The sequence below is a fragment of the Stenotrophomonas sp. STEN013 genome, from assembly GCF_056760355.1.
This window is the reverse complement of record NZ_JBRREO010000001.1, coordinates 94,587-119,528: the sequence shown is the minus strand read 5'-3', so window position 1 is coordinate 119,528 and position 24,942 is coordinate 94,587. Positions and strand designations below refer to the sequence as shown.

The 24,942-nt window shown below is 65.7% G+C and carries 22 protein-coding genes; 4 read left to right on the top strand and 18 right to left on the bottom strand.

Translation table 11 applies throughout. The features are described from left to right. Positions 1-167 precede the first annotated feature (167 nt). The 12 genes from ACVOMH_RS00535 to ACVOMH_RS00480 form a co-directional block, all read right to left on the bottom strand. Positions 168-680, bottom strand: coding sequence for a DUF1993 domain-containing protein (locus ACVOMH_RS00535; RefSeq protein WP_481523599.1), 513 nt, complete (start codon positions 678-680; stop codon positions 168-170). A 180-nt stretch (positions 681-860) separates the two neighbouring features. Further along, positions 861-1,352: a thermonuclease family protein gene (locus tag ACVOMH_RS00530; protein ID WP_481550699.1), complete on the bottom strand. Its 492-nt coding sequence runs from the start codon at positions 1,350-1,352 to the stop codon at positions 861-863. Positions 1,353-1,575: 223 nt separating this feature from the next. Then, the gene (gene hchA / locus ACVOMH_RS00525; RefSeq protein ID WP_481550698.1) at positions 1,576-2,439 is read right to left on the bottom strand and encodes a glyoxalase III HchA; all 864 of its coding nucleotides are present in this window, start codon (positions 2,437-2,439) and stop codon (positions 1,576-1,578) included. Between the two features lie 729 nt (positions 2,440-3,168). Further along, positions 3,169-4,107, bottom strand: a complete 939-nt coding sequence (locus tag ACVOMH_RS00520) for an aspartyl protease family protein (protein WP_481550697.1) — start codon at positions 4,105-4,107, stop codon at positions 3,169-3,171. A 269-nt stretch (positions 4,108-4,376) separates the two neighbouring features. Then, a complete protein-coding gene (locus ACVOMH_RS00515; RefSeq protein WP_157722844.1) occupies positions 4,377-5,396 on the bottom strand; it encodes a hypothetical protein in 1,020 nt (339 codons plus the stop codon). 364 nt (positions 5,397-5,760) lie between these two features. Then, the gene (locus ACVOMH_RS00510) at positions 5,761-6,198 is read right to left on the bottom strand and encodes a hypothetical protein (RefSeq protein WP_481550696.1); all 438 of its coding nucleotides are present in this window, start codon (positions 6,196-6,198) and stop codon (positions 5,761-5,763) included. A gap of 157 nt (positions 6,199-6,355) precedes the next feature. Further along, positions 6,356-6,538, bottom strand: a complete 183-nt coding sequence (locus tag ACVOMH_RS00505; RefSeq protein ID WP_481550695.1) for a hypothetical protein — start codon at positions 6,536-6,538, stop codon at positions 6,356-6,358. A gap of 708 nt (positions 6,539-7,246) precedes the next feature. Beyond that, positions 7,247-7,678 (bottom strand): PH domain-containing protein, encoded by a 432-nt coding sequence (locus ACVOMH_RS00500; RefSeq protein WP_481550694.1) that lies wholly within the window; start codon positions 7,676-7,678, stop codon positions 7,247-7,249. A gap of 467 nt (positions 7,679-8,145) precedes the next feature. Continuing rightward, positions 8,146-9,948: a DUF885 domain-containing protein gene (locus ACVOMH_RS00495; RefSeq protein ID WP_481550693.1), complete on the bottom strand. Its 1,803-nt coding sequence runs from the start codon at positions 9,946-9,948 to the stop codon at positions 8,146-8,148. Positions 9,949-10,140: 192 nt separating this feature from the next. Next, positions 10,141-10,434 (bottom strand): hypothetical protein, encoded by a 294-nt coding sequence (locus ACVOMH_RS00490; protein WP_054660288.1) that lies wholly within the window; start codon positions 10,432-10,434, stop codon positions 10,141-10,143. Between the two features lie 290 nt (positions 10,435-10,724). Further along, positions 10,725-10,967, bottom strand: a complete 243-nt coding sequence (locus tag ACVOMH_RS00485; protein WP_481550692.1) for a DUF1653 domain-containing protein — start codon at positions 10,965-10,967, stop codon at positions 10,725-10,727. A gap of 24 nt (positions 10,968-10,991) precedes the next feature. Then, positions 10,992-11,906: a peptidylprolyl isomerase gene (locus tag ACVOMH_RS00480; protein WP_481550691.1), complete on the bottom strand. Its 915-nt coding sequence runs from the start codon at positions 11,904-11,906 to the stop codon at positions 10,992-10,994. 152 nt (positions 11,907-12,058) lie between these two features. Between ACVOMH_RS00480 and ACVOMH_RS00475 the strand changes: the two genes are divergently transcribed. Both ACVOMH_RS00475 and ACVOMH_RS00470 read left to right on the top strand, forming a co-directional pair. After that, positions 12,059-12,421 carry a PadR family transcriptional regulator gene (locus ACVOMH_RS00475; protein WP_054660281.1) on the top strand — a complete coding sequence of 121 codons (363 nt, stop codon included), beginning with the start codon at positions 12,059-12,061 and terminating at the stop codon, positions 12,419-12,421. After that, positions 12,421-13,431, top strand: coding sequence for a sensor domain-containing protein (locus ACVOMH_RS00470; protein WP_481523585.1), 1,011 nt, complete (start codon positions 12,421-12,423; stop codon positions 13,429-13,431). Before ACVOMH_RS00475 ends, ACVOMH_RS00470 begins: the two co-directional genes overlap by 1 nt. Before the next feature lie 67 nt (positions 13,432-13,498). Here the strand turns inward: ACVOMH_RS00470 and ACVOMH_RS00465 are convergent, their stop codons facing one another. Both ACVOMH_RS00465 and ACVOMH_RS00460 read right to left on the bottom strand, forming a co-directional pair. Next, on the bottom strand, positions 13,499-14,821 hold the full coding sequence (locus tag ACVOMH_RS00465) for a polyhydroxyalkanoate depolymerase (protein WP_481550690.1): 1,323 nt from the start codon (positions 14,819-14,821) through the stop codon (positions 13,499-13,501). An 84-nt stretch (positions 14,822-14,905) separates the two neighbouring features. Continuing rightward, positions 14,906-15,502, bottom strand: coding sequence for a class I SAM-dependent DNA methyltransferase (locus ACVOMH_RS00460; RefSeq protein WP_481523583.1), 597 nt, complete (start codon positions 15,500-15,502; stop codon positions 14,906-14,908). 63 nt (positions 15,503-15,565) lie between these two features. Here ACVOMH_RS00460 and ACVOMH_RS00455 point away from each other — a divergent pair, with 63 nt between their 5' ends. Continuing rightward, a complete protein-coding gene (locus ACVOMH_RS00455) occupies positions 15,566-16,021 on the top strand; it encodes a CopD family protein (protein WP_057505801.1) in 456 nt (151 codons plus the stop codon). 76 nt (positions 16,022-16,097) lie between these two features. Here ACVOMH_RS00455 and ACVOMH_RS00450 read toward each other — a convergent pair whose 3' ends face one another. The 4 genes from ACVOMH_RS00450 to ACVOMH_RS00435 form a co-directional block, all read right to left on the bottom strand. Then, positions 16,098-16,877: an alpha/beta hydrolase gene (locus ACVOMH_RS00450; protein ID WP_481550689.1), complete on the bottom strand. Its 780-nt coding sequence runs from the start codon at positions 16,875-16,877 to the stop codon at positions 16,098-16,100. Positions 16,878-16,992: 115 nt separating this feature from the next. Next, entirely contained in the window at positions 16,993-17,952 is a 960-nt protein-coding gene (locus tag ACVOMH_RS00445; protein ID WP_481523581.1) for an acetyl-CoA carboxylase carboxyltransferase subunit alpha, read from the bottom strand. 74 nt (positions 17,953-18,026) lie between these two features. Further along, complete coding sequence (gene dnaE / locus ACVOMH_RS00440) at positions 18,027-21,614, bottom strand: DNA polymerase III subunit alpha (RefSeq protein ID WP_481550688.1); 3,588 nt, start codon at positions 21,612-21,614, stop codon at positions 18,027-18,029. A gap of 272 nt (positions 21,615-21,886) precedes the next feature. Beyond that, on the bottom strand, positions 21,887-22,549 hold the full coding sequence (locus tag ACVOMH_RS00435) for a hypothetical protein (RefSeq protein WP_481550687.1): 663 nt from the start codon (positions 22,547-22,549) through the stop codon (positions 21,887-21,889). A 147-nt stretch (positions 22,550-22,696) separates the two neighbouring features. Between ACVOMH_RS00435 and ACVOMH_RS00430 the strand changes: the two genes are divergently transcribed. Beyond that, positions 22,697-24,913, top strand: coding sequence for a winged helix-turn-helix domain-containing protein (locus ACVOMH_RS00430; RefSeq protein WP_481550686.1), 2,217 nt, complete (start codon positions 22,697-22,699; stop codon positions 24,911-24,913). The last annotated feature ends 29 nt before the right edge of the window (positions 24,914-24,942 follow it).

Sequence of the window (24,942 nt, the reverse complement as noted above, 5' to 3'; positions counted from 1 at the left end):
GCGTTCCCGGGCGCGGCCGTTGGCCTTGCCCGGACTACGGACTATTGTCTGCCGGCAACAAAAAGCCCCCGCCAGCAGCGCTGGCGGAGGCTTTCAGCGGGTAGCCCGGGTAAGCGGAGCGCACCCGGGGTTTCCTCAATGTGGCAAAGCCTGTCGTGTCGGCAGACTCAGTAGCTGCCCATGTAATCGCGCTTGCCCAGCTCCACACCGTTGTGGCGCAGGATCGCGTAGCTGGTGGTCACGTGGAAGAAGAACTGCGGCAGCCCGTACTGCAGCAGATACACGCTGCCCTGCAGCTTCTTCTCCTTCGGGGTGCCGGCGCGCAGCACGATCTCGCGCGACTCGCTGCCCTCGAACTGTTCGGCACTGAAGCTGTCCACATGTGCCAGCGTCCTGGCGATCAGCGCCTGCAGCTCGGCGAAGCCGGCCTCGGCATTGTCCGGCCACGAGGGCACTTCGGTATTGGCCAGGCGCGAGCTGATGCCCTTGGCGAAATCGGCCGCGATCTGCACCTGGCGCACCAGCGGGAACATGTCCGGGAACAGGCGCGCGCCGAGCAGCGCGTTGGGGTCGATCTTCTTCTCAGTGGCGTGGGCTTCGGCCTTGGCCAACACCTCGGACAGGGCGGAGAGCATCTGCTTGAGAACGGGAACCGAGGCGCTGTACATCGAAAGGGACATGGTGGAACTCCTTGAGAGGGGAAAGCCGACGCGGGCGGGACCACGCGTGTAATCAAAGTCCCCACAGCATAGGCGCTCTGCTGCCGCCAGGTTGCCGCCCTGGCCGGTGGATCGTGGAACGCAGCATGTCATGCCGCCGGCCGGAGCCGGCCATGCGCGGCGTCCGCCGGCCCTTGGCCGTCAGTTCTGCGCCTTCTTCGCGCGTCGTGCCGCCGCTTCATTGCGGCGGAACTGCCACGGCGCCACCGGGTGGGGATCGGCCCACAGACCGGTGCCGCTCACGCGCGCCTGGATTTCCAGTACCGGCATCAGGCGGTCATTCAAGTAGTCGGTATAGGCCCAGGCCATGCCGGCCCTGACCATTTCCCGGTTCACGTTGACGCCCTGCACATGCAGCACGCCGATGGTGCGGCCGTAACGATCCTTGCCGTCTTCGACCACCCGCACCGTGCGCCCGAACACCAGCGCCGACAGATGCTGCTGCGAACGGGTGCCAAAGGCCTGGCGTTTTTCCGGGGCGTCGATACTGCCCAGCCGCACCCGCACCTGCTCGCGGTTGTGCAGCACCGTGACCGTGTCGCCATCGGCGACCTTGACCACCCGGCCATCAAAATCGGCATATGCGCTGGCGCTGACGGCCAGCAGCAGGACAAAAGCAATTACGTGTTTCATCGGAACTCGTGGGTATCAAACAACGGCATCCACGAGCGCACTACTCACAAATACCACCAGTTGCGCCGGAGCGGCGCGATTGCGGGAGGGAAGGGCGCACTGCACGGATGCACATGCCGCGTGCAGCGCGTTGCGTGTCCGCTCCCCCACCGGGGGGCGTCAGCTTAATGATCGGGCGCGAAGCTGCAAGCGCGGCGAAACGCCGCGCGGTGATGGCTGCCGGCTATCGGTTGTGGACGGCCTCCAGCAGCGTGGTGGCGGCCAGCTTGCCCAACGGGTTGGCGGCCAGCGGACTGTCGCCGGTCAGCAGGGTACCGTCGCGGTGCACCGCCCCGGAGATACCGGTGTTGAGGATGTCGAAGCCCAGGGCCTTGAGCTGCTCGCCGAACTTCCAGGTCAGGTGGCCGGGCATGTAGCCGATGTCGGGCGTCTGCGCGTCCATCGCATCGGGAAAGGCGACGATCTTCTTGCCCCGGTAGATCGGGCTGTCGCCCACGGCCAGAAACGCCGCCGGGCCATGGCACAGCGAGATCACGAACTTGTCCTTTGCCGCAGCCCATTCAAGCACCGCCTTGACCTCGGGGCTTTCCGGCAGTCCGATCAGCGCGCCATGGCCGCCGGGGATGAACACGCCGAGGTAGTCCGAATCCTCACCCAGCGCCGTCTCGACCACGTCGGCCAGCTTCAGTGGTTGCTTGAACGCCTCGCGGTACCTGGCGAACAGCCCCAACACCTCGGTGTCTTCTGAAGGCATCGCCCAGTATTCGAACTTCACCGGATTGCCGGACAGCGTGGCGACATCGAAGGCGAAGCCGGCCTTGTCCAGGTGGTACATCGGCAGCAGGGTCTCCACCGGGTGGTTGCCGGTGGAGAACAGGGTACCGTTGTCGGTGAGCAGATAGCGCTCATCGGCGCCGATCATCAGCAGCTTCCAGCGCCCGCCGGTGTAGGGCGTGGGATAGTCCGCACCGTCCAGGTCGGACCTGGGCGAGGTGAACTGGCTCAGCGAGTAGGGTGACGGAAAGAACGCGTTGTCTTCGGCCGGATCGGGGGTGGGGCGGCGGTCTTCGGGGGAGGTGTTGCTCATGGGATCTCCTGGGAGGGGGGGGGGCTGGGACGCTGGTGGAGGTTGCAGGGCGTTGCGAAGACCGACTCTATGGGAGCGGGGAGAAGGCGAGGGTGAGGACCGGCGGGGGCGGTGTCGCGCCAGCTGTGGGCGTGGTGGAAGCCTTGGCGCGCCGGCAAAAAGCCTGACCCTTCGAGCAAACCGCCCCGTCGTCCGGGTAAACAGCCCGGGGTTCCGGGCTGAGGTACTCGGCGGCCCGAGCAAAAATCTCAGACCACCGGGCAGATTGCTCCGCCTCTCCGAGCAGAAAACCTGGCGTTCCGGGAAAATTGCCCGGCGTTCCGGGCTCAGGTAGTCGGCGCTCCGGGCAAAAAGCTCCGTCAACCGGGCAGATTGCTCCGCCTTTCCGAGCAGAAAGCTCGACGCTCCGGGCAAATAGCTCGGCGCCCCGAGCTCAGTTACCCGGCGACCCGGGCAAAGCGCTCCGTGCCCCGAGCAGATTGCTCCGAGGTCCGAGCAAAAAGCCCGGTGCTCCGGGCAAATAGGTCGGCGCCCCGAGCTCAGTTACCCGGCGCTCCGGGCAAAAAGCTCCGTCCACCGGGCAGATTGCTCCGTCGTCCGAGCAGAAAGCTCGACGCTCCTGGCAAATTGCCCGGCGGTCCGAGTAGTACGCTCGGCAAGCCGGGGCGGCCCGATCAGCGCCGTTCTGGCCCTGATACGGATGGACAGTGGAACCCGCGCGCGCCGTGGCTATTGGCAAAGGGCGATGGCGCGGGAGCGCTGGTCGATCATCACCGTCATCTGCTGCAGCACATGCGCACCCACCAGCAGTTCGGGATAACGCCCGGAGACACGGACCTCGACGTTGGCGAGCGTCACGTCGCCCAGGCGGAACGGGCCAGGCAGCTGCGCGCGCCCGGTTTCGAGGGTTGTGTTGGACAGCGTGCCGGTGCCGGCGCGTTGCAGCGGGGTGTCGGCCAGCTGGGCATACAGCGATTGCGGCAGCACGAAGCTCACGTTCGCGCCGGTATCCAGATTGCCGGTGGTTGCCACCCCGCCGATGGTCACCGGGATGCGGAAAGCGCGCTCATAGCCGATCGCGCCCGACTGGTCCTGAGCCAGCGCCAACGTCCGCGAGAAGTACAGGGTCTTTTCCGGGTAATCGATGACCAGCAGGCCGTCGCTGAAGAACTCCCGGCCGAGGATGCCGGAGAACGTCTCGGTCGCCGGCTTGTTGCCGCTGTAATCGCGGGTGATGACCTCAAGATCGCGGTGGACGAGGCCTCCCAGTGCCAACGAATCCAGCCGCGTCACATCCGCTTTGGCACGGGTTACGCCATCGGAGTTGTCCGCCTGCCCGTGAACCGTCAATCCCAGTGCCGAGACCAGACTGGTGTCCGCACGGCCCATGCCGCTGGCGCCGGTATCCACGGCAAACCGGAACGGCCCGCGGCCGTTGACGCCCACCGGAACGTAGATGCGGCCATCGATCACCTCAAATGGCACGCGCAGCTGCCAGTCCGCCTCCGGCCTATCGGCCAGCGTGCAGGCGTCTGCAGCCAGCGCAGGGGCACTGGCGGACAGTGCCGCGCACAGCATGGCCGCTGTCCCGATGGCGTGCCGGCCCCAACGCTTGCGTATCGATGCCGGCGATGATGCCAGCGACAGGGTCGGGAAGTGCCGCTTCATGGAGACATCCGTTGTGAGCAGAGGTGAGCAACCTGTCACGGTGGTGGCCCCCTCGCCACCGGCATGCGACCGAGGGGGCACAGCAACCGCCCAAGTGGGGAATACCGCGATGAAGCTTCTGAAGCGGCTACCGCAGAGGGGCTGTCTGCGCACCGGCCAACACCGGGGACACGGGCATCGACGGGACATCCTGACGGGCAGGGAGGGGGCGGCCGGGGCGAATGTGCCGCGCTCAGGCGAAGCGGGCATCCGCCCCTGCCTGGGAGGGACTACAGCCCCAATACCTCGGCAGCGAATGCCTGCGCCGAAAAAGTATTTCCGGGTGGACCGCAATAGCGGCCCGATTGCGTATCCAGCACGTAGCTGGCACTGGCAAGCAATGAACCGTCGCCTCGATCCTTGATCTCAATGGTTTCACCTTGCAGTCCCAGCGGCCAGGGGAAATCGCGTGCCCGGGTCAGCACCGCATACCTGCCTTGTGGCTGCGGCACTGTGATGCCGTCCATGTTGTCCGGTGTGAACTGAAAGTAGCCTTGCTGTCCTTCGGGAGCGGTCGTCACCACAAAATCGAGCTTCCCACTACGCAGGAGGCCATTGCGCATGATTGCGCCATACGTTCGATATTTGAGTTTGGATGCCCGCGAACCTCGTGGTGCGATCGTCCAACTCCAATCCGGTGCCAGGAACACACTGCGCACGTCCTTTGCACGCCGCACAACCTGCATGCCTGCAGTGACGCAGCTGGCATCAAACACGCGATCCCGTTCCTTCGCGTGCGCCTGCAGTCCGCCAGATCCGGAAGCACCATAGATTCCATACATCATGGCAACCATTCCTCCGGCTGACAGGGCCGCCAGCAGGACGAGGCTTTCACGCCCAAGGCGGAGGCGGGCAAACTGTCCGGCCGCAAGCAGTGCCATCGACATCACCCACAGTGCATATCCCCAACCATAGGCGCTGACCGGCGACTGTGAAGATATTTCGTGCACGCGCACATGCCTATACAGCGGGAACGAAAGCGCCAAAGCCAGCGCCACGACAGCCAGGATTGCCGAGGCCCGCGGTTTCTTTTGTGCCAGGAATGCCGCGATCAGAAATGCGGGATTGGCGAACCAGCCGAAATTCAATTCAAGTGCCGCTGCCCATCCCATAAGCAGCAGACCAAGGGACGACTGCGGCTCAAAATTCCCACCGACATAGATGGCCGGAAAGAAGAAGCAGGCCAGGTAACTGGCGACAGCCACAAATACATGGACGTTGAGCGTCACCGATCTCGGGTTCATGTTCATCCTGAAAGTCCAATCTGAAGGCCATAGGTGGACGCCAAACTTTCTGGAACGTTTTTTTTCAGCTGTCCGGTTTTCAACCACGAACCAGATCCAGCGGCTGCGACCGGCTTTCCGGTCATCAAGGTGGACTGCACGGAGAAAGCTGGTGGCGACGTATGGACCGCTCCGGAAGCCACCGCTGGATCGCGCACAGGCCCGGAAGCGCCGGTTCCGAACTTCACCGGAGCCGCAAAAAACCTCAACGGAGTAGCTCGGAGATTATCCGGCGGATGGGAGCCGCCCGTCGCAGATGCTGGCGCGGCGGACCCAAACGCCAGCAGGCGGGGCATCTTCCATATCCTGCATCGCCTCGACGCAAACCGCTCTAGCGACGGCTGTCTTCGTAAACTGCGGCAACCTGCGCGAAGCTGGGGTTGGACATTCCCATGCCGTTGATAAATACGGCTGGCGCGCCCTGCTTGAAAACCTCGACGGTGCGATCCACCGCCGCACGCTGCTCCGCATCGGGATTTGCAAGCTCGAAGGAAATCGAGCTGCCCCTTGTGACGGGAATACCATGATCTTTCAGTGCCTGGATCAGGGCTTCGGCCTTTTGCGCCTGCTCCGAAGGACAGTTGGGTGGCGCCAGAACCAATACGGTATTGCGTGGTGTGCCGCCGGGCATTTCCACCGGAATGAATCGATTGCTGCTGACCCCGCTGTCTGCGGTGATCGTGGGAAGGGCGGAGGGGGCACGCTTGCTCCACCAGTTAAATCCGCCTGCCAGTCCCAGGGCGAGCAGAAGCATCATCCACAAACGCATGAGTCGTCTCCTTATGTGCTGTAAGTCGAACCGATGTCTGGGGCGCGTCGCCGCCGTGGCATCGGCGGTACGGTCCCTGGCACCTGCCAATCGGAATGAGCAAGCCCGCCAGGCGGGTGCGGCTTGAGCGAATGGCCGGGCCGTTGATCAAAGCCAGTCAGGAGTGACTGTCCTGGTTACGGGAGTAGCCTTCCTGGTAGCCCTCGACGAAGGGGCCGGTGGCAGCCGACATAAACAGAACGATGGCTGCGGCCAGCAGCATGTTGCGCCGGTTCCTGCGGTAGCCGGTGATGAGCAGCACGACGCCCAAAGCGAACAACGCCACTTCAATGTAGTACATCCCTGTTTCCCCTTTGCTTGCCTGATAGTTGGATTGAGCCGCGCCAAGATCGTCTCTGATTGGTCGTGAATGGAATTTCCAGTGTCGCGTGGGGCCGATGATAGCCGCAGACCGGGCGGGCTCCACTACGCCTGCATGGTGCGAGCTACAGATTTTGCGGCGGGGACAAGGCCGAGCCAGCGAAGAGCTGGGAGCCTGTCCGCAGCGGCAAAAAGCCCTGACGGAGTAGTTCGGCACTTAATCGGGAACAGCAAAGAGCCTCAGCGGAGTAGCTCGGAGCTACTCTGGAACAATAAAAAGCCTCAAACGGACCGTCGTGAGCCTGTCGTGACTGTCCCGAAGCACCGAACCATGTAAGCGTGCCGAGCACCGTAGTGGATCGGGAGAAGAGGACGAGGTCGTTTGAGCGAGGCGAGCTCCGCGATGTCCCGATCCTTGAGGCTCGCGCGGAATCGATGCGGTTCCATCGCATTGACACGCGTCTGGCGGAAGCGGTTTTGGTTTTTTCGCAACCAACGCTCGTCAAAAGCCGAATGGCGGGTCAAAGGAGCTCGCGCCCAGCATGTCGATGCTGTTGTCCTTGATTCATCGCTAAAACAAACGGGCCGGATCGAACAATCGACTCCGGCCCCAAAATGCCTCGTCCTTGTGCCCTGGTGGATTGATTCATCCGTTCTGGAGAAGGGATGGCCCCAAGGCCGGCGACGGCTATGGCAACGGAGGTGGGTTCCCGGGCACCGCGTGACCGGTAGCGACGGCCGGCGATGCTGCGCCACCCAGCACGGCTTGGGCGATCAGGTTGTCCAGACGTCGCACGTCCAGCCCCTTGTTGAGGTTGACCTTGATGTGCCCGGCCTTGGTCCAGAGTTCAATTTCGGAATTGAAGTTGAACAGACCGTGGCCGTTCTCCGAAGACCACATGAAGATCGAAGAGTACGGCAACGAGTAGATCTCCACCTTCTTTCCGGTGATGCCCTGCGCGTCGCGCACGATCAGTCGCTTGTTGGTGAACACTGCCGAATCACGGAAGGTCTTGTAGGCCGCCACGGCGAACTCCCCCTGCACCAGGATCTCGTTCACGTCTGGAGGAATCGGGCACTCCGATACCAGCGTCCAGGCCAGGATTGCATTGGTTTCCATGTTGAAGCCGTCTCCGTGTTTGTGAATCGTTGTGCTTTGGAGGCGGAATTGTAGGCGGCGCACAGGGCACGGCGATATACAGGAAGGCATGTTTGCTGGAGGTGGACGGGATGCACGTCATGCGCTGCTACGCAGGCCGTTGGCGTTGAGTCGGTGGAAGCACTCGATGATCTGCAGAGCCTCCTTCCATCGTGCTGGATTGGCCAGCGGCAGGAATGCGGCAGCCAGATCTTTTGACAGGAATTCAACACCGCGTCGTATGTGGCCCCGCTACGCGGTGGCCGGCATTCCATCACACGGCAGGCAGGGCGTGATATGCAGCTGTAGCCATGGGCGTTCGAAATCGTGACGTAGGCTCCGATTGCCTGGTGGACTGCCGAGCACACGCCCATGATCGGTGGAGACGAAAAAGCACAAGCCCGAGAGATCCCGGGCTTGTGCAGTCAATCATCAGCGCAGGTCGAGCGTCACTCGATCGGCTGGTCCAGCATCAGCTGGCGCGCGAAGCGCACCGGCGGGGCGCCGTAGGACAGGATCTGGTCGTGGTAGGCCTTCAGGGTGAAGTTGGCGCCCTGTTTTTCTTCCACGGCCTTGCGGGTGTCGAAGTGTTCCTGCGCGCCGACAAAGTAAGTTGGCAACTGCGCCGAGGTGAGCTGGGCGCGGACCCATTTGCCCGCCGCTTCGCTTTCCTGCTGGAAGGCGTCGTGGGTCATCAGGTGCATGGCCTGTTCGCGGCTCCAGTTGTCCACGTGCACGCCCTGGTCGAGGATGGCGTTGGCAATCGTGCGCAGGTAGAACTTGAGCTGCACCAGGTGGAACAGCGGGTCGTTATCCAGATAACCCTGTTCCTGCATCATGCGTTCGGTATAGACCGCCCAGCCTTCGGCAAACAGGCCCGAGCGCAGCACGGCGCGCAGGGTGGAGGGGAATTTGCCGGAGTGCCAGCCTTCCAGATAGTGGCCCGGCGTGCCTTCGTGGATGGAGAGCAGGTGGATCATGCGGCTGTTGTATTCGCGCAGGAACGAATCGACCTGCTTGTCGTTCCAGTCGTCGGGAATCGGCGAGACGGCGTAGAAGGTCTTGAGATTCTTGTCCAGCGGGCCGGGCGAATCGCAGTAGGCCACGGCTACGCCGCGCTGGAATTCGGGCATCAGGATGATGTCCACCGGCGAATCGGGCAGGGTCATCAGGTCGTGCTCACGCACGAACGCGGTGGACTGGTCCAGTGCGGCCTTGGCGTCTTCGACCACCTTGTCGCGGGCCGGTTTGTCGGCATAGGCCAGTTCCAGCGCCGCTTCGATCGCCGCCTGCTGCTGGGCGTCGGTGGGATTGGCCGGCATCTCCGGTGCGCCGGGCTTGTCCTTCAATACCACCTGGGCGATGCCGTACATGTCGGTGCGCACGCGGGCCAGTTCGGCACGGGCGCGCTCGCCGATCTCGGCGCGCGACAGCGAGGAGTTGAGCGAGAACTTCAGCTTCTGGTCGTACTTTTCCGCGCCGATGCGGAACTCGCCCTTGGCGTTGGGTACCAGGGTGCTGTCCAGCCAGGTCTGCTGCTCTTCCACCGCCTTGGTCAGGCCGGCGATGGCGGTCTTCAGGCGCTCCTGGTCGGCCGCTTCGAGCTGGCCGAGGTTGGGCACGATGAAGGTTTCCACCAGACTGAGGATGCCGCGGTTCTGCTTGGCGACGGTTTCGGCATGGATCTTCGGTACCCGCGCCGGATCGAGGTTGGCGCGGGCGGCGGCGAAGATCTGCGGGATCTTCTCGATCCGCGCGGTGGCCGATTTCAGGCGCTCGGGCAGCGGTGCGAATTCGCGCGCCATCAGGCCGTAGATGGCGCTGCCGGCCAGGCCGCTGTAGACCTGCGGGTCCCACTGCCAGGACTGCAGCGTCTCGTTGGACCAGATGTCCGACTGCAGCTGGTTGCGCAGGATGGCGGCATCGACCTGGTTCTCGCGGCCGAGCTTGCTCACGTCGATCTTCTCCAGATCGGCCAGCAGCGCCTTGCTCGCTTCCAGGCTCTTCTGTTGGCCGGCGGCGCTGACGTCGTCCAGTTCGGCATCGAAGCGGTGATCGCCGATCTGCGTGGCGCTGACCGGGGACAGCTGCATCCAGGTGTCCAGGGCCTTCTTGGACAGTTCGGCGAACTGGGCGTCGGCCTGGCTCTGCCCGGCCTGCTCGGTGGCGGCGGACGGGGTGGTGGGGGCTTCGCCACTCTGGCAGCCGGCAAGGCTGGCGAGCAGGGCGGCGGCGAGCAGGTGCTTGCGCATCGGTGATCCTATGGGGCGATTGATGTCGGCCAGCATAGGTGGCTGTGGTGGCGGCTGCACCTGCCGTTGGTTGGTGTACCGCTGCCGGGGCGGCCCGCAGGCCAACCGGCCGCTGCCCGGGAGCCCCCGCGAAGCCAGGGGCATCCCCGTGGCGGCATGACGCCGGTATTGCCGCCATGAGTGGCGGCGCGGTCAGCCTTCGTCGTGCTCGTATTCGACAAAGACATCCAGCGTCCGCGCGAGCCGCTCTACCGCCAGATGCACGTTCTGGGAGGTGGCGGCGTTGCCGACTTCGATTTCCAGTTCATGGATTCCCGGGCCATGTTCATCGGACAGCCCCGCCGAGCTGGAGTCCTCATCATCCAGATGGGGCATCAGATCGTCGGTTTCCTCGATGTGTTCGACGCCCTCCAGGCTGGACAGCAGGTTGCTGATGGCACGCGCGTCGTCGGCGCTGCCGGTAATGCGGATACGCAGGATAGGCATTGGGAACCTCCGGGCAATGGAGCGCCAGCATAGGTACGGCGCGGAAAAGGACGGGTGAAGCGCACGTGGGAAATCGCGGCGCTTCATACCGGGGTGTTTGCCGGGCCCGCATGCGGTGCAGGCGGTTCTGACCGGTGCCGGCCGGTGTGCGGGGAGCCTGTTGCAGTGCCGTGCAGTGCAGTGGACGAGCGCTCGCGTACGTTGGGAAGGACGCCTTCAGGCGTGTCCCCATCCGCCTGCGGGCGCGACTGCCGCGCGGCGGTACACCCATGTCGGACCAGGCGCCGCGCTTATCCGGTGGGGGACGCCAGTGGCGCGAAACGGCGCACCGGCTGGCCCTCGATGACCACGGTTTCGCAGAACATCGCGTACGGCCGCACCCACAGTCCGCCTTCACCGTAGAGCGCACGGTAGACCACGACCGGCTCCAGGGTTTCGCTGTGGCGGGCGACGCCAAGGACCTCGTAGTCCATGCCCTTGTAGTGGCGGTAGCGGCCCGGGGCCAGTTCGGGAGCGGGGGCGAGGTCGGACATAGTGGTTCTCAATCGGTGGGGGAATTACTTCACGGCGCTGCCAACGCGCACCGGCAGCGGGATGTTGCACAGGTCGATATGGCCGGCGGCGCGTTTGTAGAAACCATCGACGCGGTTGCGGCGGGCTTCCACGGTGGCGGCGAAGGTTTTCGAATCGGTGCGCAGCACCTGCAGCGGCACGCGCTGCTCGACCGGCAACGTGCTGGCCAGGGTGATGGCCTTGATCGGTGTGCGCTGCGCGGCATCGTCGTAGAAGCCCATCGGCTCGGGGCCTCGCTGGATCGCGCTGAGCAGCTCCATGCCCTTGAGCACACGGCCGACCAGGGTGATGTTGCGGTCCAGCTGGCGTGGCGACTGGCCGATGACGACATACAGCTCGGCGCCGAGGCTGCTGTCCTCGGCGTTGTTGCGGCCGGCCCCGAGCGCGCCATAGCAGTGCGCCAGCCAGCTGTGCTGACCATCGCTGCCGACGGCGAAGTCGCCGACAAAGCCGGTCTGTGTGGCCCAACCATCGCGGTCGGGCAGGGCGGTGAAGGCCAGGCCTCGGGCGGGGCGCTGGAATTCGGCCGGCAGGTGGGTTCTGGCGCTGCCCATGGACCTGGCCTTGGCGGCGTCATCGGCCTCGGCATCGCCGAACTGGACCACGAAATTGTCCTGCGCGCGGTAGATGCTCAGCCCGTCCCAGAAGTGCTCGCGCGCCAATGTGCGGATGTTGCCGACGTGTTCGGGGGCGAAGTCCGGCGCCAGCTCGATGATCACCCGGCCGCCGTCCACGTCCATATAGAGGAGGTTTTCCGGCGCCGGCGTGTGCCAGTCGCTGGCCGGTGAGGCGTCGATGATCTCCTGCGCGCTGCGGTATTTGGCCGGTGCGTCGGCGGCCAGCAGCGAAAGCGGAGACAGGGCCAAGGCCAGGGTCAACAGCGAACGGCGAAGCGTCATCGGGCACTTTCCTGAACGGGTGTGGGGCGATTCTGCGGGATCGCCGGGCCCCGCGGCCAGTCCATGCGCAGGATGGGGTGACTATCGGCACATTCACTATAGCGAACTAAACACTAGTGTTGCCTTCAGGCTAGTGTGCAGGAGTGAGGGCCATGAGTGAGCTTGATGCCCAGCTACGCAAGTTCCAGAAAGAACTCAGTACCGGCACGGTGTCGCTGGCGTTGCTGGCGGTGCTGGCCAAGGCGCCCGAGCCACTGTACGGCTACCTGATCGCCAAGGAACTCGAGCGCGTGGGCGAGGGGGTGCTCAGCGGCAAGCAGAGCGCGTTGTACCCGGTACTGCGCAATCTGGAAGGCGCCGGGCTGCTGGAAAGTCACGTTGAACCGTCGGTGGCCGGTCCACCGCGCCGCTATTACCGCATCAATGACGACGGTCGTGCCGTTCTGCGGCAGTGGATCGCCGCCTGGAAGGCCACCCGCGACTCGGTCGAGTCCGTACTGGAAGGAATCAACTGATGAACATCGAAAACACCGCGCGGCAGCTGCCGACGACGATTCCCGAATACCTGGAGCAGTTGCGCACGGCGCTGGCCGGCGCGGACCCGGCGATGATCCAGGACGCGCTGTACGACGCCGAGGAATACCTGCGCTCGGAACTGGCCGAGCAGCCGGGCAAGAGCGAGGCCGAGGTGATTGCCGGGGTCGCCGGCAGCTACGGCGCACCGGAGGAAGTGGCCGAGATCTACCGCGAGACCGAAGTGACGGTGAACCGCGCCCTGCGCACGCCGCGTGCCAGCGCTGGACCGGTGGTGCCGGTGATGGCGGCGGCTGTGGCCGCAGCTGCGGCACCACCGGAACCGGCTTCAGCGCGAGCCGCACAGGCCGAGCCGCCTGCCGCGCCGCCGCGTTCGCTGCTGATGCGGCTGTTCGGGGTGGTGCTCGATCCGCACACCTATGGCGCGCTGTTCTACATGCTGCTGTCGCTGGTGACCGGCACCTTCTTCTTCACCTGGGTGGTGACGGGCATGAGCCTGTCGCTGGGCCTGCTGATCCTGATCATCGGCATCCCGATCCTGCTGCTGTTCCTGGGCTCGGTGAGGGTGCTGTCGCTGCTGGAAGGTCGCATCATCGAGACCCTGCTGGGGGTGCGCATGCCGCGCCGGCCGGCCTATACCGATCGCAGCCAGGGCTGGCTGCAGCGCATCGGGGCGATGTTCTCCGACGGCCGGACCTGGCTGACGATGCTGTATTTCCTGCTGATGCTGCCGCTGGGAACGCTGTACTTCACGCTGGCAACGGCCTTGCTGTCGACGTCGCTGGCACTGGTGTTCGCACCGTTGGCCGATCTGCTGTTCGGGCAGCCGGTCGGGATCTGGATCGATGGCGTCAATATCGGCTCGCCGTTCTGGATGTGGCCGTTGACGGTGGTGGCCGGCCTGCTGCTGCTGCTGGGCACCCTGCATCTGGCACGCGGCATCGGCAAGCTGCACGGCGCGCTGGCCAAGCATCTGCTGGTTCGCCTGTAAGCCGTCCGGGCAAACAGAAAGGGCGGGGTGCTCGCGCATCCCGCCCTTTTGCGTTCCACTTCCGGCGTCAGCGCTGCGCGCGACGCCGCAGCGGGGTGACGTTGCTGCCGGCGGCGGCCTTCTTGCGTGGCTTGGCAGCAGTGGTCGGCTGCGCATGGCGGGCCAAGAAGTCGCGCACGGTGGGGTAAACCACCTCGCGCCAGCGGCGGCCACTGAAGATGCCGTAGTGGCCGGCGCCCTCGACGATGAAGTGGCTGCGGCGCGAGGCCGGAATACCGGTGCACAGCGCCTGCGCCGCCTCGGTCTGGCCGAGGCCGGCGATGTCGTCCAGCTCGCCTTCGATGCTCAGCAATGCGGTGTTGCGGATGGCCGACGGATCCACGCGCTCGCCGCGCACATACCACTCGCCGCGTGGCAAGAGGAACTGCTGGAACACCACCTTGATGGTGTCCAGGTAGAACTGCGCCGGCATGTCCAGCACCGCGTTGTATTCGTCGTAGAACTGGCGGTGGGCGTTGGCATCGTCCATGTCGCCCTTGACCAGATCGGTATAGAAATCCCAGTGCGACATCAGGTGGCGGCTGGGATTCATCGATACGAAGCCGGCATGCTGCAGGAAGCCCGGGTACACCCGGCGGCCCTGGCCGGGGAACGGCGCCGGCACGGTGTGGATGACGTTGTTCTCGAACCACGACAGCGGATTGCGCGTGGCCAGGTTGTTCACCGCGGTGGGGCTGCAGCGCGCATCGATCGGGCCGCCCATCATCACCAGCGAACGCGGAGTGGCTTCGCCGCGGCTGGCCATCAGCGAGACGGCGGCCAGCACCGGCACGGTCGGCTGGCAGACGCTGACCACATGCACGTTCTCCGCGCCGAGGTGGCGGATGAACTCCTGCACATACTCCACATAATCGTCCAGGCCGAACTCGCCCTGTTCCACCGGCACCATGCGCGCGTCGATCCAGTCGGTGACGTAGACGCGGTGGTCGCGCAGCAGCGTGCGCACGGTGTCGCGCAGCAGCGTGGCGTGGTGGCCGGACAGCGGCGCCACTACCAGCACGATCGGCTGGGCCAACAGTTCCTCGACCTTGGAAGCCTCGTTGCTGTGGCGCTTGAAGCGCAGCAGCTTGCAGAACGGCTTTTCCACCTCGGTGAGCTGGGCGATCGGCACGATCTCGCCGTCCAGTTCCAGCTCGTGGATGTTCCACTCGGGCTTTTCGTAGTCCTTGCCGATGCGGTGGAACAGCTCGTTCATCGCTGCCAGCTGATCGGCCCCGGGCATGGATGACCACCAGTGGCCAGGATTGTTGAAGAACGCCGCATTGGCCTGGGCCTGGTGAACCCAGGGCGCGAGCAGGTTGCGGGTCAACTCATGCAATTGATAAAGCATGGATCACTGATTATGTATGGTCATATGTTGCTGCGCAGCATAGCGCACTCCAGCGCTGGCGGCGTTAAAAGCGGGCGTCGAGGCTCAGCGGCCCTGTTCCAGCGCGGCGACATCCTCGTCGAAGGCCGGCCCGAGCCAGCAGTGCGAGCCCACGGACTGGAAGCCGGCGCGACGCAACTGGCGGCGATACCAGCGGGCCGGACGCTGCTGGAAACCGTCGTGGTCGCCATGGAAGTCGTCTTCGGCGGTGAAGGTTTCCAGGAACGCGACGCCGCCGCACAGCTCGGCCAGGCCTTGCAGCCCCTGTCGCAACTCGCGGCTGGGCACGTAGTGCATGACATCCGAACACACCAGCAGGTCCACCGGTGCGCACGGGCGCAGCCACTGGAAATCACCGAAGCCGGCCAGATGCAGGTTGCGGGTGCGGCCATAGCGGCGCACCGCGTACGCGCTGCTGTCAAAGCCCATGTACTGCAGTTTCGGCCGCAGCTTCAGCAGTGGCGCGCGCCAGGCGCCCTCGCCGCAGCCGATATCCAGCACGCTGCGGACCGGACGTTCCAGGTAGTACTCGGCCGTGGCCACGGCCAGCTGCACCTTGCGCGCCAGACGCGCGGGACCGCCGATGTCATCGCGCCGGTACCAGCGTTGGAAGTAGGCGGCGTCGTACTGTTTGTCGTGCATGTGCGCAGGGGAGGTGGATCGGTGAAAATGGCGCCCATCCTACGCCGCCAAAGGGGCCAGTGCATGCAGTCGTACTTCTGGGTCAAGACGTTCCATCTGGTGTTCGTGGTGGCATGGATGGCGGCCGTGTTCTACCTGCCGCGCATCCTGGTCAACCTCACCGAAACCGCAGGGCAGGCTGCCGTGGTGGAGCGGCTGCAGCTGATGGGCAAGCGGTTGTACCGCTTCGGCCACATCATGTTCGGCATCGCCTTCCTGCTCGGACTGGTGCTGTGGCTGGGCTACAAGGTGCTGCCCGATTTCCCGACCATGGTCGCACCGGGGGCAGCCGGCTGGCTGCATGCCAAGCTCGGACTGGTGGTGTTGCTGCTGGTCTACTACAGCGTCACCGGGCGCTGGTTGAAGGGCACGCTCAAGGGCAAGGCGTTGCCGTCCTCGCGCGCGCTGCGCTGGTTCAACGAGCTGCCGCTGGTGCTGTTCATCGCCATCGTCTACCTGGTGCTGGCCAAGCCGTTCTGAGGGGATCAGGGAGTGAGATGAAAAGGCCGGCATTGCCGGCCTTTTTGTTGCGCACGCCACGCCGCAGCGGACGTGCTCATTGCACCGGCGCGGTGCCGTCGCGCAGGGCGGCGACGAATTGCGGGTGCCGGGTGATGTCGCTGTGGTCGGCGTCGGCGAAGGTGATCACCTCGGCAAGGCCGGGGCGGAAATGACGGGCCAGCTGTAACGAGCTGTCGTTGGGGATCACCGTATCGCGGCCGGCGATGATCAGCGTGCTGGGGGCGCGGATGTGGCCGGCGAAGCGCCAGGACTCGTAGTGGTCGCGCAGCAGCCAGCGCACCGGAAACAGCGAGAACATCCGCGCCGCCAGCCCGGCGATGCTGCCGTAGGGCGTGACCAGCACCAGCCGGTCGGCAGTGCGCGCGGCGGCCAGCTGCACGGCGACACCCGAGCCCAGGCTGCGGCCGACCACGGTGATACGACCGGCATCTGCGGCGAGGGTGTCATACAGCGAGAACGCATCGGCGATCAGCGCCGACTCGCTCGGCATGCCCGAGCTGCCGCCGTAGCCGCGATAGTGCATGGCATGGATGCCGGCATCGGGGAAGGCGCGCTCCAGCAGCGGCAGCGTCTGCGCCACGTCCTCGGCGTTGCCGCCGAAGTACAGCACCAGATGCGGGCTTTGCCGCTGATTACTGCTGATCAGGATCCGCGCATCGTCGCGTTGCAGCGTCCAGTGGGGCGTGGCGGGATCACGCGGGGCAGGATGGTAGAGCAGGGCGCGGGCATTGACGGCCAGAAAGCCGCAGGCCAGCAGATAGACGCCGGCGACCACGGCCGAGGCGCTGGCCACCACTTTCGTTCCGGTATTCATCGCCTTGCCCTTGACGGGTGCTGGTGAGGATTGTGGACCTGGTGGTGTCGTGTGGGAGTCAACAAAAAGGCCGGCAATGCCGGCCTTCTGTCAGAGCGCGGTTGCGCCGGCGGGCTCAGGCCGCCTCGTAGGCTCCGTAGCTGCGCAGGCGCTTGTAGCGCTGCTCCAGCAATTCCTCCACGCCCAGCTTTTCCAGCGCGTCCAGCTCGTTGAGCAGCACTGCCTTCAGGCGCTTGCCCATCTGCGTCGGATTGCGGTGGGCGCCGCCGATCGGTTCGCGGATCACCTTGTCGATCAGACCCAGCCCCTTCAGGCGCGAGGCGGTCATGCCCAGCTGCTCGGCCGCATCCTTGGCCTTGCCGGCGTCCTTCCACAGGATCGAGGCGCAGCCTTCCGGGCTGATGGTCGAGTAGACGCTGTATTCGAGCATCAGGGTGCGGTCGCCCACACCCAGCGCCAGCGCGCCGCCGGAGCCGCCTTCGCCGATCACGGTGCAGATCACCGGCACCTTCAGCTCGGCCATTTCCATCAGGTTGCGGGCAATCGCCTCGGACTGGCCACGCTCCTCGGCGTCGATGCCGGGCCAGGCGCCGGCGGTGTCGATCAGGGTCAGCACCGGCAGCTTGAAGCGCTCGGCCATCTTCATCAGGCGCAGCGCCTTGCGGTAACCCTCGGGCTTGGGCATGCCGAAGTTGCGACGTACCTTTTCCTTGGTGTCACGGCCTTTCTGGTGGCCGATCAGCATCACCGGGCGGCCGCCGATACGGGCCAGGCCGCCAACAATGGCCTTGTCATCGGCGAAGGCGCGATCGCCCGCCAGTTCCTGGAATTCATCGCAGAAGATGCGGATGTAATCCAGCGGATACGGGCGCGACGGGTGGCGCGCCACCTGCAGTACCTGCCACGACGTGAGGTTGCGGAAGATCTGCGCGGTACGCAGGCGCAGCTTGTCTTCCAACGCCTTGACCTCGGCATCGACATTGACCGCCGGCCCGGCGCTGGCACTGCGCAGGTCCTTGATCTTGGCTTCCAGATCAGCGATGGGTTGCTCGAAATCGAGGTAGTTCGGGTTCATCGGAAACCGTCATGAATTCTAAAGGGGGGAAGTGTAGCCGAACGCGTCAGATCGACCCGTACGCGTGCGTCCGGTCAATTGGCCCACGGCGGGCTGCATTTGACCTTGACCGTGCGCACTGCCGGATCTTCGCGCAGTGCATCGATCAGTTTGGTGCTGACACGGACCGCACCGCTGCCGCCCAGATCTAGCATGCCGGCGATGCTGCCGGTCTTATCCTTGAGCAGCAGGTCCACACGCAGCGGTGTGCGACCGGGGCGATGGGTGTCCAGCAGTGCATCGATGCGCTGCCAGACCGGGCCGTCGCGCGCATCCACGCGCAGTGACAGGCGGATCGCATGGTCGGCGCAAAGCTGCTCGTAGTCCCAGCACTGGCGGATGCGCAACGCATAGCCACCGTTGAACTCGTCCTCGCGCAGGCCGCCCTTGACCACCAGGATGCGGTCCTTGGTCATCAGGTGGCCGAACTCGGCCAGGCCATCGGTGAACGCGCTGCATTCCACGCGGCCCTTGCCGTCTTCCAGTTGCATGAAGACCTGGCTCTCGCCCTTGCGGCGCACCCCCACCACCATGCCGGCCAGGATCACCGGGGCTTCCTGGCGCCAGGCGCGTTTTTCGCCGTCCTTGCCAGGACGCGCCGGGGGGATCAGCTTTTCCAGCCCGCCCAGATCGGTGCCGACCAGCTCTTTGACGTCGTCGGCAAAGGGGTCGAACGGGTGGCCGCTGAGGTAGAAGCCCAGTGTCTCGCGCTCGCCTTCCAGCAGCTGGCCCAGTGCCCATTCCTTGCTTTCCGGCAGGTCCAGCTGCAGCGCGGTGTTGATCGGATCCGGAGCGCCGAACAGCGAATTCTGTCCGGAGGCCTTCTCGCGCGCCATCTGCTCGGTGGCCTTGAGCACTTCGGGCAGCTGCAGCATCAGCGTGGCGCGGTTCGTGCCCAGGCCATCGAGCGCGCCGCAGTTGATCATGGCTTCCAGCGTGCGCCGGTTGAGCTTGCCCGATTCGATGCGCGCGCAGAAATCCAGCAGCGAGGCGTACTCGCCCTTGCGTTCGCGCTCTTCGACCACCGCCTCGCAGGCGCCCTGGCCGACGCCCTTGATCGCGCCCAGGCCGTAGCGGATGGTGTCGGCGTTGGCGGCCTCGAACATGTAGGCCGATTCGTTCACGCGCGGCGGCAGCACCGTCAGGCCGAGATTGCGCACTTCGGCCAGGAAGCCGACCACCTTGTCGGTGTTGTCCATGTCCGAGGACAGCGTCGCGGCCATGAACTCGGCCGGATAGTGACGCTTGAGCCACGCGGTCTGGTAGCTGACCAGCGCGTAGGCGGCGGCGTGCGACTTGTTGAAACCGTAGCCGGCGAACTTCTCCATCAGGTCGAAGATCTCGTCGGCCTTGGGTCCGTCGACGCCGCCCTTGGCCGCACCTTCGCGGAAGATCTCGCGGTGCTTGGCCATTTCGGCCGGCACCTTCTTGCCCATCGCGCGGCGCAGCAGGTCGGCGCCGCCCAGCGAGTAGCCGCCGACGATCTGCGCCATCTGCATCACCTGCTCCTGGTACACCATGATGCCGTAGGTGTCTTTCAGGATGGCTTCGGTGCGCGGATCGGGATAGATGATCTCTTCCTGGCCGTGCTTGCGCGCGTTGAAGGAGGGAATCAGGTCCATCGGGCCGGGGCGGTACAGCGACACCAGCGCGATCAGGTCTTCGAAGCGGTCAGGACGGGCGTCCTTGAGCAGGCGGCGCATGCCCGAGGATTCGAACTGGAACACCGCGCCGGTGTTGCCGTTGGCGAAGATGTCCTTGTAGGTCGGCGCGTCGTCCAGCGGAATCTGGGTGATGTCCACCGGCGGGATGCCGGCGCGCTCGTGGCGCTTGTTGATCGCCTTGACCGCCCAGTCGATGATGGTCAGCGTGCGCAGGCCGAGGAAGTCGAACTTCACCAGCCCGACTTCTTCCACGTCGTTCTTGTCGAACTGGGTGACCGGATTCTTGCCCTGGCCGTTCTCGTCGTGTTCGGCGTACAGCGGGCAGAACTCGCTCAGCGGCTCGGGGCCGATCACCACGCCGCCGGCGTGCTTGCCGGCGTTGCGGGTGAGGTCTTCCAGCTGCAATGCCAGATCGATCAGGTCGCGGACATCGTCCTCGCTCTCATAGCGGGCGATCAGCTCCGGCGAGGCCATTTCCGAATTGGCGCCTTCCTTGCCCATGCCCAGCGCATCTTTCAGATGGATGCCGAGGATGTTCGGAATCAGCTTGGAAACGCCGTCGACCAGCCCGTACGGGAAGCCGAGCACGCGGCCGGTGTCGCGCACCACCGCCTTGGCGGCCATGGTGCCGTAGGTGATGATCTGGCTGACGCGCTCGCGGCCGTACTTGCGCGCGACGTAGTCGATCACCTCGTCGCGGCGGTCCATGCAGAAGTCGATGTCGAAGTCGGGCATCGACACGCGTTCGGGGTTGAGGAAACGCTCGAACAGCAGGTTGTAGGGCAGCGGGTCCAGATCGGTGATCTTCAGTGCCCACGCGACCAGCGAACCGGCACCGGAACCGCGGCCCGGGCCGATCGGAATGCCCTGGTTCTTGCCCCACTGGATGAAGTCGGCCACGATCAGGAAGTAGCCGGGGAAGCCCATCTTGATGATGGTGTTGAGTTCGAACTCGAGCCGCTCGAAGTAGTCCTCGCGGCTCATGCCCGGCGCCAGCGGATTCTTCTGCAGGCGCTCTTCCAGACCGTCGCGCGACATCTTCTGGATCCAGGTGTCCAGGGTCTCGTCGTCGGGGACCGGGTAGTTGGGCAGGAAGTAGGTGCCCAGCCGCATCTCGAGATTGCAGCGCTGTGCCAGCGCCAGCGTGTTGTCGATCGCGTCGGGGATGTCGGCGAACAGCTCGGCCATCTGCTCGGGCGATTTCAGGTACTGCTCGCGGCTGTACTCGCGTGGACGCTTGGGGTCGTCCAGCACGCGGCCGGTGGAAATGCACACGCGCGCTTCGTGCGCGTCGAAATCCTCCGGCGACAGGAAACGCACGTCATTGCTGGCGATCACCGGCAGGCCGCGCTGGCCGGCGGCCATCAGCGCGAACTGGTTGAAGGCCTCTTCACCGTCGCGCTTGGTGCGGGTCAGCTCCAGGTGCAGGCCATCGCCGAACACGCGCTGCCAGTCGGCCAGCTGCTGCTCGGCCAAGTCGTGGCGGCCTTCGGCGGCCAGCCGTCCGGCCAGGCTCTCGCGGCCGGCCAGCGCGAACAGGTTCTGGCAGCCGTCCTTGAGCCATTGCGGATGCACCGCCACGCCGCCTTCGGGGCGATGGCCTTCCATCCAGGCGCGGGTGAGCAGGCGCGACAGGCTCAGGTAGCCTTCGCGGTCGCGGCACAGCAGCGTCATCCGCCACGGGTCCTGGCCTTCCTCGGCGATGAGCAGGTCGGCACCGGCAATCGGCTTGACCCCCACGCCTTCGGCGGCCTTGTAGAACTTCACCAGCGCGAACATGTTGTTCAGGTCGGTGACGGCCAGCGCGGGCGCCTGCATCTCTACCGAGCGGCTGAGCAGGTTGGCCTGTTTGGCTTTCTTGGGGTCGGCCTGATCGGGCTTCGCCGGGACACGGATGGTCGAATCCGCCAGCGAAAACTCGGTGTGGACGTGGAGATGGACGAAACGGGAAGTGGACATGCTGGGCCAGAATGATGCCCGGGCAGGGTAGCGGTGGGGGCCGGTGGGGACAAGGCTTGACATCACCGTGGGCGGTTGCCGGCTCGTGGTCCGGGAGCCGGACGCCCGTCCGGCGGGGCGCTGGCGACCGTGCCGGTGCGGGCGGGGACGGGCCTCCTGTACCGCGGCGTGGGGGCCGCAGGCGGTACAGGACCTTGTGCACGTGCCCGGGTGGCCGTCCGGGCAACGAAGACCGGGCCAGGCAACCGGGGCCAACCGACATCCCGGCAGGGTCAGTGGACGCGGAAGTAGCGCATCGGCTCGGGAGCGTAGCTGTTTTCGCGGACCCGACGCTGGTGCTCGTGCAGGCGCGCTTCGATCTCGCGCAGCTCCAGCCACAGGCTGCGGCTGAATGCGATTTCCGTGTAATCGCGCCCCTGGCGTTCGGCCTCGATGCGGCGCAGGCGCTGGTAGTCCAGGAAGTTGGCGACCTCACCGGCCAGCTGCGGCCATGCCGTGTCGATCACGATGGCCTGGTCGAGCTGGCCGACCCCGGGGACCGAGTCAGGAATCAGCTGGCGGTTCTCATGCAGATAGCCGAGCACGCAACGGGCGCAGCTCACCGCTTCGGCGACCGGTTCCCAGTCATCGTCCTGGAGCATCTGCTCCACGAGCCGGGCCTGCTGCAGCCGCTGCCGGATGCAGGCCGACGGAGCGGTGTTGCTGCTGGCATTGCTGCCCAGGCTGCGGGCGGCGGTGGCCAGCTGGTCGGCTTCCAGTGGCCGGGTGCGGCCCAGCCGGGCCAGCAGCTGGTTGAAGCGTTCGACTTCCCGCGGAAGCAGCACGAAGTCGTTCACATGGTTGCGGCGGTGGGGATTGCTGCCGGGGGACTGATCGAGCACCTGCGGAAGCGGAAGGCGGCCGTCGAAGGCGGTGGAGTCGAAGGTGGCGTACATGGTGGTGCTCCAGGCGGGGAAGGGGGGGCGCCCGTGAAGAACGGTGCAGCACCAGCATCCGCTTGGGCGTAGCATGGGTCATGATGGCAGGCGGAGCCTTCAGACAGTCATTGCGCTGGTTTCTGAGGTTTTGATGAGGGCTTGCCGATGGGGTCGACCGGAGACCCGGGTAACACTGGTCACGCGACCGAACGCTACCGTTTTGACGGCATCGTGGTCGACGCGGTCGCGCATACGCTCAGCCGCGACGGCCAGTTCCATTCCGTGGAGCCCAAGGCGTTTGCGGTATTGCTGCTGTTGCTGCGGCACGCCGATGAATTGCTGGAGCGCGACCAGTTGCTCGACGCCGTCTGGGGCCACCGGCACGTCACCCCGGGCGTGCTGACCCGCGCCATCGCCCAGCTGCGTGCGGCGCTGGATGACCACTCGCACGAGCCGCGCTATATCCAGACCCAGCACGGATTGGGATACCGGTTCATCGGCAAACTGTTGCCGGCCGAAGAGCCGTCAACCGCCACGCCGGCCCTGACCGAGCCGCTGCCACCCGGGACCGGGCTGTCCACGCTGGCTGAGAGCGCAGCTGCGGCGCAGTCGCCCCTGATGCTGGAGCCGGCGCCCAGGCCGGCATCGCGGCTGTCCGGGGGGCGTCAGGCCGCCAATGTGCCGCTGCCGTTGTGGCTGCGCTCGCGCGGGATGCTGATCGGGACCGGGCTGGCGCTGCTGGTGCTGGCTGCCGGCGGATGGTGGCGGAGCCATACCACCATCGGGCAACCGCCGGTGGCCGAGGCCTCCATCGCGGTGATGCCCTTCAGCAGCCTCAGCGACAACGCCGATGACCGCTATTTCGCCGATGGCCTGGCGGTGGAAATGCACGATGCACTGGCCGATGTGCCGGGCCTGAAGGTGGCGGCGCGGCAGCTGGCGGCGCCGGCCAATGCCGAGGACGAGGACGATGTACGGCGGATCGGACGCCGGTTGGGGGTGGCCACGTTGCTGGATGCCAGCGTACGCCGCGAGGGCGGCAAGGTGCGGATCAGTGCGCGGCTGTCGGACACCACGACCGGATTCACGCTGTGGACCGATACCTATGACCGCGAGATCCACGACGTGTTCGCCTTGCAGAGTGAGATTGCCGGCCAGGTGGTGCATGAACTGCTTGGGCACCTGCCCGGGGAAGTCCCGGGGCTGGCGCAGCGCTTGACGCCCACCAACGACGTCGACGCCTACGATGCCTATCTGCGCGGACTGGCATTGCTGCAGCGTCCGGTCGGTGAGACCGGCAATGAACGGGCGATCGCCAATTTCCGCCAGGCGCTGGCGGCCGATCCGCATTTCGCCCGCGCCCAGGCTGGCATCTGCCGGGCGGAAATCGCCCGGCTGGAGGGAGTCAGCGATGCGGTGGCGTTCGAGCGGGCGCGGCAGGCCTGCGCGCAGGCCCAGGCGATGGATCCGGGGCTGCGCGAGGTGAGCCTGGCGATGGCCGAGATCGCCCGGGTCAGCGGCCAGAGCGCGCGCGCGCTGACCCTGTACCGGCAGGCCACCGACGACCCGGCGCTGCGTGCCGACGGACTGGTCGGGTTGGCCCGCACCTATGGCGCGCTCGGGCAGGAGGCGCGGGCGCTGGACTACTTCCAGCAGGCGGTGGCGGCGCGGCCCAGCGACGCGCAGATCTACCGTCTGCTCGGCTATCACCACTGGCTGCGCGGCGAGCTGCCCCAGGCGATCGAGGCCTTTGTCACCGCCACCCTCCTGCAGCCGGAAGACAGTCGCCTGTGGAGCAGCCTGGGCGGTCTGTATCTGGCCCAGGGTGACAGCGCCCAGGCTGGCCGGGCGTTCAGCATGTCGTTGTCGATCGAACCCAATGCCGGGGCGCTGACCAATCTGGGCGCGATGAAATTTGACAGCGGCGAATACGCCGTCGCTGCAGGGTTGTTCCAGCAGGCCACGGTGCTGGAGCCGGACGACTATCTGCACTGGGGCAATCTGGCCGATGCGCTGGCCGCCTCACCGGACACCGCCGCCCAGGCGCAGGTGCCATACCGGCGCGCGGCGCAACTGGCGCAACGTTATGTCGACGTGCGCCGCGACGATGCGTACGCGCTGGCCTTGCTGTCCTGGTATCGCGCCAATCTGGGCGAGCGGGCACGCGCGCTGCAGGACCTGCAGCGCGCGCGCAAACTGGGCACCCAGCCGGCCGAGGTCGCGCTGTGGTGTGCGCAGACGCTGACCCTGCTCGATGATCGGCAAGGTGCCCGCAGTTGCGTCGCCAGCGCGCTGAAGGAGGGCGTTCCGCAACAGCGGATCGATGCACTGCTGTCGTTGCAGCGTTTCGCCGCGGCCGGCGGGGCCGCGCACCGGCAATAAGGGGGCTGCTTTTCCCCTGTCCGTGGCGG

Bases quoted from the DNA above. Each gene is read 5' to 3' on its own strand.
- ACVOMH_RS00535 (WP_481523599.1), bottom strand. From the start codon at position 680: ATGTCCCTTTCGATGTACAGCGCCTCGGTTCCCGTTCTCAAGCAGATG.
- ACVOMH_RS00530 (WP_481550699.1), bottom strand. From the start codon at position 1,352: ATGAAACACGTAATTGCTTTTGTCCTGCTGCTGGCCGTCAGCGCCAGC.
- hchA (WP_481550698.1), bottom strand. From the start codon at position 2,439: ATGAGCAACACCTCCCCCGAAGACCGCCGCCCCACCCCCGATCCGGCC.
- ACVOMH_RS00520 (WP_481550697.1), bottom strand. From the start codon at position 4,107: ATGAAGCGGCACTTCCCGACCCTGTCGCTGGCATCATCGCCGGCATCG.
- ACVOMH_RS00515 (WP_157722844.1), bottom strand. From the start codon at position 5,396: ATGAACATGAACCCGAGATCGGTGACGCTCAACGTCCATGTATTTGTG.
- ACVOMH_RS00510 (WP_481550696.1), bottom strand. From the start codon at position 6,198: ATGCGTTTGTGGATGATGCTTCTGCTCGCCCTGGGACTGGCAGGCGGA.
- ACVOMH_RS00505 (WP_481550695.1), bottom strand. From the start codon at position 6,538: ATGTACTACATTGAAGTGGCGTTGTTCGCTTTGGGCGTCGTGCTGCTC.
- ACVOMH_RS00500 (WP_481550694.1), bottom strand. From the start codon at position 7,678: ATGGAAACCAATGCAATCCTGGCCTGGACGCTGGTATCGGAGTGCCCG.
- ACVOMH_RS00495 (WP_481550693.1), bottom strand. From the start codon at position 9,948: ATGCGCAAGCACCTGCTCGCCGCCGCCCTGCTCGCCAGCCTTGCCGGC.
- ACVOMH_RS00490 (WP_054660288.1), bottom strand. From the start codon at position 10,434: ATGCCTATCCTGCGTATCCGCATTACCGGCAGCGCCGACGACGCGCGT.
- ACVOMH_RS00485 (WP_481550692.1), bottom strand. From the start codon at position 10,967: ATGTCCGACCTCGCCCCCGCTCCCGAACTGGCCCCGGGCCGCTACCGC.
- ACVOMH_RS00480 (WP_481550691.1), bottom strand. From the start codon at position 11,906: ATGACGCTTCGCCGTTCGCTGTTGACCCTGGCCTTGGCCCTGTCTCCG.
- ACVOMH_RS00475 (WP_054660281.1), top strand. From the start codon at position 12,059: ATGAGTGAGCTTGATGCCCAGCTACGCAAGTTCCAGAAAGAACTCAGT.
- ACVOMH_RS00470 (WP_481523585.1), top strand. From the start codon at position 12,421: ATGAACATCGAAAACACCGCGCGGCAGCTGCCGACGACGATTCCCGAA.
- ACVOMH_RS00465 (WP_481550690.1), bottom strand. From the start codon at position 14,821: ATGCTTTATCAATTGCATGAGTTGACCCGCAACCTGCTCGCGCCCTGG.
- ACVOMH_RS00460 (WP_481523583.1), bottom strand. From the start codon at position 15,502: ATGCACGACAAACAGTACGACGCCGCCTACTTCCAACGCTGGTACCGG.
- ACVOMH_RS00455 (WP_057505801.1), top strand. From the start codon at position 15,566: ATGCAGTCGTACTTCTGGGTCAAGACGTTCCATCTGGTGTTCGTGGTG.
- ACVOMH_RS00450 (WP_481550689.1), bottom strand. From the start codon at position 16,877: ATGAATACCGGAACGAAAGTGGTGGCCAGCGCCTCGGCCGTGGTCGCC.
- ACVOMH_RS00445 (WP_481523581.1), bottom strand. From the start codon at position 17,952: ATGAACCCGAACTACCTCGATTTCGAGCAACCCATCGCTGATCTGGAA.
- dnaE (WP_481550688.1), bottom strand. From the start codon at position 21,614: ATGTCCACTTCCCGTTTCGTCCATCTCCACGTCCACACCGAGTTTTCG.
- ACVOMH_RS00435 (WP_481550687.1), bottom strand. From the start codon at position 22,549: ATGTACGCCACCTTCGACTCCACCGCCTTCGACGGCCGCCTTCCGCTT.
- ACVOMH_RS00430 (WP_481550686.1), top strand. From the start codon at position 22,697: ATGGGGTCGACCGGAGACCCGGGTAACACTGGTCACGCGACCGAACGC.